This is a genomic window from Hydrogenophaga sp. (assembly GCF_019264445.1).
Classification (GTDB): Bacteria; Pseudomonadota; Gammaproteobacteria; order Burkholderiales; family Burkholderiaceae_C; genus Hydrogenophaga.
The window spans coordinates 1-4115 of sequence record NZ_JAHVAB010000005.1 but is presented as its reverse complement, the minus strand read 5'-3'; the positions used below and the strand labels follow the sequence as shown (position 1 = coordinate 4115).

Here is a 4115-nt window from a genome sequence, read left to right as displayed (position 1 = left end):
TTGCTGGTGGCGCCTGATGGCGAGTCGGTGCTGGCCGAGCAGGGCAACATCGATACGGTGAACCACGCGGAGTCGACGCTGGCACGCCACGCGGCCAGCACCTATCCGGGTGCGTATCTGGCGCAGTGCACGCTGGTGACGACCTTCGAGCCCTGCGCGATGTGCACGGGCACGCTCTACTGGGCCAACATCGGGCGCGTGGTGTACGGCGCGAGCGAAGAGGCGCTGCTCGCGCTGACCGGCAGCCACGAGGAAAACCCCACGCTGTCGCTGCCGTGCCGCGAGGTGCTTGCGCGCGGGCAGAAGTCGATCGAGGTGATTGGCCCGGTGCCTGAGCTGCAAGCCGAGATGCTGGCGCCGCATCAGGGGTTCTGGGCTGCTCGCTGAGTTTCTTGCCTGGCTGCTCCGGCCATCGGCGACCGGGGTGGCCGGCTCCGCGACTGTCCCCCGAGGCGGCTGCGCCGCCTCTCCTCCTTTTATGTCGCTGCGCCGGCCACCCCGATCACCGATGACCTCGTTGGGACTCGGTCTGTTGGCGTGCACGCATCACTTCTGGCTCGCGGGCGCGGTGGGCTCTGCGCAGGGGCATAAAAGGAGGAGGACTGCCGAAGGCAGTCCGGGGGACAGCCGCGGAGCAGAGCCCACCGCGTGCGCGAGCCCGCGAGGTGCAAGCAAAAAACCTCAGCGATGAACTTCCGCCTCACCCGCAGAAGCCAACAACGCCATCAACTTGCGCCGAATGAGGATGCCCGGCCGGTCCGAGTCCATCGAATATTCCACCCCACGGCGCCGCAGGTCCACCACCGCGTCCGGGTCCGTCGACTCCAGAATGTCCTTGTCCTCGCGCGTGATCTCGTCGTCAAAGTCGATCAGCATCTGCGCCGGGCAATCCGCCTCTGAGTCGTTGCGAAACAGCCATTGGCACAGCTGCATGCGGCCATCGTCGATGGGCGTGAACGCATTGATGATCACGTGGCGAATGCCGCTGGGGTACTCGATGTCCAGCCGGCGCGAAAACGGCTGGTAGTACGCGTTGCGCATGTGGCGCTGCGTGATCGCATCCTTCACACCGCTGATGCGCTGGAATTTTTCCGGGTTCACTGCGTCGATCACCGTCTCGGCATAGAAGCCCGCTTCGTTCTCCACCAGCTCGTACTTGCTCGGCGCGGGTGACGCTGCCACACCAAAGGTGGCACGGTGCACGAAGCTGAAGTGCGAGTTGTCGAACGAGTTCTCCAGCGCGCGCACCGGGCTCGTGTTCCATGTTTCGTAAAACTGAAAAATGGTCCGCCAGCCCTCGGCCTCGAACTCCGGGATGGAAGGGATGTCGGTCACCGGGTCTTCCAGCGCCACCCACGCATAGCCATAGCGCGCCGTGCAGTGGTAGGCCGTGGTGGCGTAGTCCTTCGGAATCTCGCGCTCGGGCGGGTACTGCGGAATCATCACCACACGACCGCTGCGGTTGTAGACCCAGCCGTGGTAGCCGCACTGGATGTTGCCGTTCTTGCACCAGCCCTTGCTCAGCTTCGCCGTGCGGTGGCAGCAACGGTCCTTGAGGGCGGCGGGCTCGCCGTGTTCGTCGAGGAAGAGAACGATGTTTTCACCGAGCAGGGTGAAGGGCTTGGGGCCGTCGGCCAGCATCGTCAGCGGCATGACGGCGTGCCAGTAGCGGCGGAAGACGGGCTGTTGCGTGACCAGCATGGTGAAGCGCTCCTGAAAGAAATGGCTTGAGGGTTCTCAAGAGCAATTTCCCACCCCGCATGGCGCGGGGTTGAACGCTTCTACTCTGGGCGTGGATGCTAGCAAAACATGGGCCATCCGTGTGCACCGATTCGAGGAACGAACGCTGGCATGCCTCGTGCATACGACGGCCCCGCAGAGTAGAAGCGTTCAGCGGGTGCCACACCACCCGCCCGGAAATTGCTCTTGTACGTCCCCTGTGGCCACCCGGCTGGCAGGGGTGGCCACAAGACCTTTTCAACGGAGCATGACCATGCAACGCCGCCATTTCCTCGCCTCTTCTGCAGCCACCGTCTCGGCCCTGGCCGCCCCCACCGTCTGGGCCCAGTCATCGCCCAAACTCACCCCCATCAAGTTCACGCTGGACTTCCGCATCACCGGGCAGACCTCGCCCTTCTTCCTGGCGCAGCAACGCGGCTACTACAAGGACGAGGGCCTGGACGTGAGCATCGACGTGGGCTCGGGCTCGGTGGCCTCCATCACGCGCATTGCCAGCGGCGTGTACCAGATGGGCCTGGGCGACATCAGCTCGCTGATCGAGTTCCAGGCGGCGCAGAGCGGCACGCCTTTGGTGCAGGCCGTCTACCAGTACTACAACCGCGCACCGTTTGCGATCATCGGCCGCAAGGACCGCGGCATCACCACCGACTTCCGCAGCCTGGAGGGCAAGAAGATTGCCGCCGCCGCGGTCGAGTCCACACGCCGCGCCTGGCCCATGGTGGCGCGCAAGCTGCGCCTGAAAGACAACTTCTTCCAGTGGTCCACCACCGACTTCGCCTCGCGCGACAACGTGGTGGTGCGCGGCGACGTGGACGGCGCCACCTACTTCCACGACTCGGCCGTCTCGCTGTTCGCGCGCATGAAGCTCGAAGACCTCTCCATCCTCGAATACACCAACGCCGGCGTGAACCTGTACGGCAACGCCATCCTGGCGAGCAACGCCATGACCACGCAGAACCCCGCGGCCGTGGCCGGCTTCCTGCGCGCCACCAACCGCGCGATTCTGGACAGCATGAAAGACCCGGCCGCCGCCGTCGCCGCCACCAAGCTGCGCGAACCCATCCTCAATGAAGCGGTCGAGCTGGAGCGCTGGCGCATCACGCAGCAGTACATTGCCGCCGCCGACACACGCAGCCACGGCCTGGGCGACGTGTTCAAGCGCACGCTGGAGCAACAGGTGGACGAAGTGGTGGATGTCTTCGGCCTCAAGGTGCGCCCGGGGGTTGAAGGCATCTTCAACCGCGCGATGCTGCCTGCCGCGGGCGAGCGCACGGTGAAGGCATGAGCGCCCTGAGCGAACGCGACGGCACCTACCTGCGCCAGGCCATTGCCTGGTCGCGCGTGGCGCGCAGCCGGGGCAACCGGCCCTTCGGCGCAGTGGTGGTGGCCGAGGACGGGCGCGTGCTGGCCGAAGCGTGGTGCAACACCAGCGAAACCGGCGACTGCACCGGACATGCCGAAACCAACGCGGTGCGCCAGCTCAGCCCGGTGGTGGACCGCGAGACGCTCGCGCGGTCCACGCTCTACTCGTCGGCCGAGCCTTGCGTGATGTGCGCGGGCGCCATCTTCTGGAGCAACATCGGGCGCGTGGTGTTCGGCATCGACGCGGTGAGCCTGCGCGTGTTCCGTGGCGAACGGGCCGAACAACGCGACGCCGAGCTCTCGTGCCGCGACGTGTTCGCCGCATCGCCGCACCCGATCGAATGCATCGGGCCGGCGCTGCTGGACGAGGCCAGCGAACCCCACCGGGGGTTCTGGAAGGCCTGAGCCCTCACTGACAGCTGAAGGCGATGCCGATCGGGCCCGGTGAGGCTTGCTCGGCCACCGTTGCGCTGTTGGTCCACACCAGCTCCAGCGCGTCACCTGCATTGAACCCCGCCGCGCCGCTGACGGTGCAACTGCGCGAAGTGCTGTCGAGCTGGCATGAATACGCTGTGGCGCTGAGCTGCGCGTCCAGCGGGTTTGGGCCCGCCGCGCGGTACAGCGTGAACTGGTGCGTCTGGCCGGCGGCCGGTGTGCCCAGCGTGGCCGCCCGGAACGTGCCGTTGGCGCAGTTCTGGCTGAGCAGCTGGACAAACTTGCCACTGGACCGGTTCAGCCCCTGCCCGATGGTGCTGACCGACCACGTGCCCGCCGCGACGGTGTTGGTGCTGGCGAGCGACCAGCTCACCTCGTACGAGGCCGGGCCTGTGGCACCTGTGGCACCGGTAGCGCCTGTGGCGCCGGTCGGCCCCGCTGGCCCCGCTGGACCGGCAGGCCCGGTCGCGCCAGTGGCTCCAGTTGCACCCGCCGGGCCTGTGGCACCGGTGGCACCCGCAGGACCGGGCGAACCCGTTGCGCCTGTAGCACCCCCGGGGGCCGGCCGCCCCCCCCCC

5 protein-coding genes are annotated in these 4115 nt (G+C 66.9%); 3 read left to right on the top strand and 2 right to left on the bottom strand.

Annotated elements, in window-relative coordinates; all coding sequences use genetic code 11:
- On the top strand, window positions 1–387 hold a 387-nt coding region (locus KXJ60_RS00335; RefSeq protein ID WP_291123182.1), incomplete at its 5' end, for a nucleoside deaminase.
- A 294-nt stretch (window positions 388–681) separates the two neighbouring features.
- Here KXJ60_RS00335 and KXJ60_RS00330 read toward each other — a convergent pair.
- A complete protein-coding gene (locus KXJ60_RS00330; protein ID WP_291123179.1) occupies window positions 682–1701 on the bottom strand; it encodes an aromatic ring-hydroxylating dioxygenase subunit alpha in 1020 nt (339 codons plus the stop codon).
- A 292-nt stretch (window positions 1702–1993) separates the two neighbouring features.
- Between KXJ60_RS00330 and KXJ60_RS00325 the strand changes: the two genes are divergently transcribed.
- Complete coding sequence (locus KXJ60_RS00325; protein ID WP_291123177.1) at window positions 1994–3025, top strand: ABC transporter substrate-binding protein; 1032 nt, start codon at window positions 1994–1996, stop codon at window positions 3023–3025.
- The gene (locus KXJ60_RS00320; RefSeq protein WP_291123176.1) at window positions 3022–3507 is read left to right on the top strand and encodes a nucleoside deaminase; all 486 of its coding nucleotides are present in this window, start codon (window positions 3022–3024) and stop codon (window positions 3505–3507) included. The genes KXJ60_RS00325 and KXJ60_RS00320 overlap by 4 nt, the downstream gene beginning before the upstream one ends.
- Window positions 3508–3511: 4 nt before the next feature.
- On the opposite strand, the gene KXJ60_RS00315 is transcribed toward KXJ60_RS00320, so the two are convergent.
- A complete protein-coding gene (locus KXJ60_RS00315) occupies window positions 3512–3910 on the bottom strand; it encodes a hypothetical protein (RefSeq protein WP_291123174.1) in 399 nt (132 codons plus the stop codon).
- Window positions 3911–4115 lie beyond the last annotated feature (205 nt).

Bases quoted from the DNA above. Each gene is read 5' to 3' on its own strand.
- KXJ60_RS00320 (WP_291123176.1), top strand. From the start codon at position 3,022: ATGAGCGCCCTGAGCGAACGCGACGGCACCTACCTGCGCCAGGCCATT.
- KXJ60_RS00325 (WP_291123177.1), top strand. From the start codon at position 1,994: ATGCAACGCCGCCATTTCCTCGCCTCTTCTGCAGCCACCGTCTCGGCC.
- KXJ60_RS00330 (WP_291123179.1), bottom strand. From the start codon at position 1,701: ATGCTGGTCACGCAACAGCCCGTCTTCCGCCGCTACTGGCACGCCGTC.